This window comes from Treponema endosymbiont of Eucomonympha sp. (assembly GCF_001028545.1).
Window position 1 is genome coordinate 1 of record NZ_BBPW01000091.1, and the last position, 2971, is coordinate 2971.

Here is a 2971-nt window from a genome sequence, read left to right on the forward strand (position 1 = left end):
GGCGGTAAAATCTTTGTTTTACATAGAGATACACGGCGTACAGGCAAGACCGGACGCGACCTTTGGCGGCGTTTTTGAGTCGCTCATAGGATTTTATGCGTCACTCATAAAATTTTATGCGTCACTCAGAGGTTTTTATGCGCCGCTCATAAAATCGTATGAGTGACTCAGAGGTTTTTATGCGTCGCTCATAAAATCGTATGAGTGACTCAGAGGTTTTTATGCGTCGCTCATAAAATCGTATGAGTGACTCAGAGGTTTTTATGCGCCGCTCATAAAATCGTATGAGTGACCCGGAGGTTTTTATGAGCGGGTCATTTGACGCCGCTTTTGTGCAAAATAACTTATTGACAGGGTGCGGAGCGTGTTGTATACTGTTACGCATAGTAAACGCATTGCCGGAGGAAAAGAAAAATGACCAAGTTCAAAAAGGCAGCCATAAACGCTGCCGCAATTATCGCCGTTGCAGCAACCGCTGGCGCCAGCATTTTAGGGTGTGACGGCTTCGCCAATGAACCAAACGAAAGCGGCGACGGAACTGCTGCAGGACCAGAAAGAAAAGCTTCGGCAGCACGTTTTAGAGATGGGAACTATAAGTTCTATTTCAAAAATGGTTCAACAGCAAGTGGGGATTGTGATGGTTATTCGTCAGAGTATGGCGGCGTTACTACCATTTACGAATGGTGGCGAGACGATATTAGACAGTGGGAAAAGCAGATAAAAGCAGCTGGAGCAGAAACAGAAACAAACTCTAATAAATACCAACATGGTTATTATTGGGTTAGTTTTCCTACGGATCTAATATATGGCACTGGATTGAATTATAATTTAGTGACCGGATTTGGACTTCATAGAGGCAATGCGTATTTCAGAATGAACGGAAAGGAAACGTGAGTAAAATATGCAACAGGTCTCAATTTTGCAACAGCTGGCAGTAACTTCAATTGGAATAAAAAGGATCCGCCAAAGATAATTGAAGCTTTTTCTAAGGCTCATGAAGGCGCAACTGTTCCTGAACTTGTTTTAGCAACATATCTTTACGCTGAAAGTGAAAAATCATTAGTAGACCCTTTGAGAGATGGGGGTTATACTTTCGAAAGAGTAAATGACGATGATAAATATCATATCATCGATGCAAGCAATGTCGAATGGTTTGCATATGGTTGGTAACGTATAGGGAAGAAGGCAGGACGCGAAAGAGCGGGGCGAAACCCCCGCTCTTTTTATGCCCGAACGCGGCGCGGGGAGTACCTGCCCGCAAGCGGGGCTACCGAGCGGTCTTGTCGAAGGGCGCGGGCGGTTTCCGCGCAGTTGTCTGCCGAGCAATCCTACCGGGGGCGGAAGCCTAAATGCCATACTACGGGTAAGCGGCTACCGTGCCTACCGAGCGATATGCGGGCGGTTTCCGCATAGTTGTCTGCCGAGCGATCCGACCGACAGTCGGCATAGAGGCAGGACGCATAAGAGCGGGACGCGCGCCCCGCTCTTTTTTTATGCCCGAACGCGGCGCGGGGAGTACCTGCCCGCAAGCGGGGCTACCGAGCAATCCAACCGAGGGGCGGAAGCCTAAATGCCATACTACGGGTAAGCGCCTACCGTGTTTATCAAGAAGGTTTGCCGAGTGTTCCCGCCCGTGTGCCCTGCCGAGCGACTGCTTTTGCAGGCGCCTCGTGCCCGCCCTGTAAGATGCCTCGTGCCCGCCCGTGTGCCCTGCCGAGCGATTCACCGCGGGTTTGCGGTAAGCAAACTCGGTAGCAAGCCGTAGGCTTGCGACAGTTCCCTGAAGGAACTCTGCATAGAGGTAAGGACAGAGAGCCATAGGGCGGATAAGCATTTACCGAGTTTATCAAGAAGGCTTTGCCGGCGGCTTCCGCCAGCGAGGCTACCGAGCGGTCTTGCCGACGGGCGCGGGCGGTTTCCGCGCAGTTGTCTGCCGAGCGATCCGACCGGGGGCGGAAGCCTATATGCCATACTACGGGTAAGCGCCTACCGTGTTTATCAAGAAGGTTTGCCGAAGGGCGAAAGAGAGCCGCAATACGGGTAAGCGGCTACCGTGCCTACCGAGCGATATGCGGGCGGCTTCCGCCAGCGGGGCTACCGAGCAAGCCTACCGACAGTCGGCACAGAGGCAGGACAGAATTTGATGAAAACAGTTTTTGGGCAGTTAATGAATGGGAAGATCTACTTCACGCTTTCAAAAGAGGCATTTAGTTTCAATAGTTGGATTGACAGTCAGAACAGATACGAACGTCATTTGCGAGACGCTGGAATACCTTATCATCGTCATTACAATTCTACTATCGTTGATGTAACAAAGATTATATCAATAGAAGGGTATGAGGTTTCAGCTATATTCGGCTGGCGTACTGACTGGAAATAAAGCCGTTGCGGAACGGAACAAAAAAATGACAAAGAACGTTTTGACTGGCGCTATGGCAGTTGGTTTAGGCATTAGCGGAGTTACCCGCGCGGAGCGCGGGTAACCCGGTACAGAGGCATAGACGCATAAGAGCAGGGCGAACGCCCCGCGCTTTTTTTATGCCCAAACGCGGCGGCTTCCGCCAGCGGGGCTACCGAGCGGTCTTGCCGACGGGCGAAAGCCTTTGTTCTGTACTACGGATAAGCGGCTGCCGTGTTTATCAAGAAGGCTTCCGAAGGGCGAAAGAGAGCCGCAATACGGGTAAGCGACTACCGTGCCTACCGAGCGATATGCGGGCGGTTTCCGCATAGTTGTCTACCGAGCGATCCGACCGACAGTCGGCATAGAGGCAGGACGCAAGAGCGGGGCGAACCCCCCGCTCTTTTTTATGCACATGCGGGGAGTACGTGCCCGCCCTAGGTAGCGTGGACTGGAAGGTAGAGGAACAAACACCTGACATGAATGGCGGCGATGAAGGAAGCGGTGAGCTTTGCATAGCGCGTAGCAATTCCCCGCCAGCGCTTGAGGGCACGGAAGACGTTTTCAATGACG

Annotated in this window: 3 protein-coding genes; 2 read left to right on the top strand and 1 reads right to left on the bottom strand. The window is 51.6% G+C overall.

The window, feature by feature from the left end; all coding sequences use genetic code 11:
- Positions 1-121 precede the first annotated feature (121 nt).
- Entirely contained in the window at positions 122-385 is a 264-nt protein-coding gene (locus AWU74_RS10295) for a hypothetical protein (RefSeq protein WP_162504816.1), read from the bottom strand.
- 29 nt (positions 386-414) lie between these two features.
- Between AWU74_RS10295 and AWU74_RS10300 the strand changes: the two genes are divergently transcribed.
- Positions 415-894 carry a hypothetical protein gene (locus AWU74_RS10300; RefSeq protein ID WP_162504817.1) on the top strand — a complete coding sequence of 160 codons (480 nt, stop codon included), beginning with the start codon at positions 415-417 and terminating at the stop codon, positions 892-894.
- A 1159-nt stretch (positions 895-2053) separates the two neighbouring features.
- Complete coding sequence (locus tag AWU74_RS10310) at positions 2054-2380, top strand: hypothetical protein (protein WP_162504819.1); 327 nt, start codon at positions 2054-2056, stop codon at positions 2378-2380.
- The last annotated feature ends 591 nt before the right edge of the window (positions 2381-2971 follow it).